This window comes from Vibrio sp. Y176, from assembly GCF_033438945.1.
This window is the reverse complement of record NZ_JAWOQS010000782.1, coordinates 1-610: the sequence shown is the minus strand read 5'-3', so window position 1 is coordinate 610 and position 610 is coordinate 1. Positions and strand designations below refer to the sequence as shown.

The window sequence follows — 610 nt, the reverse complement described above, 5'->3', positions numbered from 1 at the left end:
CAACGAAGGACAGTTTGGTGCGTGTTGGCAATGTGGATATCAAATTGGGGAGCCATAATCACTCCCCTATTCTCGCATTTTAGGTGTCTATCTTGATGGCTAGGCGACGATACTTTGTTGCTTTATAAATTCGATAGAGTGTTGGTTAAAATCTTCAGGACGCTCTACATTGCAGACATGACCGCAGTTTGGAATTTCACGCAAGATACTGAGCTTATGCGCTGCAACCATCTCTTTCACCGGTTGGATGAACATATAGTCTCTATCACCCATCAAATACAATGTCGGTATGGGTAACTCTCTGTCTTTGAAGTACTTCATCAATGGGTTTACATCCGCGGCAAGAATAAACCAGCGTTTAAACTCTTTTTGGCACAGCTTCTTTGCTTCTCGAATAAACAAATGCCTTGATTCACGCTGACTTCGTTGAGGCATCACAATGTAGGCAAACAGCTTATACAACCACATATAAGGCAAGATATGTTTACAGAAGTTACCCAACTTAACCAAAATCTGCGAACGCGTATTCAAGCGTGTCACCGCACCGCCTAAAACCATCGAACGAACTCTTTCAGAAGACAACTCCGCTAAATTTCGAACAATGATCGTA

1 protein-coding gene is annotated in these 610 nt (G+C 42.5%); it reads right to left on the bottom strand.

Annotated elements, in window-relative coordinates; genetic code table 11:
* Positions 1-99: 99 nt before the first annotated feature.
* Positions 100-610, bottom strand: a 511-nt coding sequence (locus R7O13_RS28630) for an alpha/beta hydrolase (protein WP_318305431.1), incomplete at its 5' end; no start/stop codon positions are given.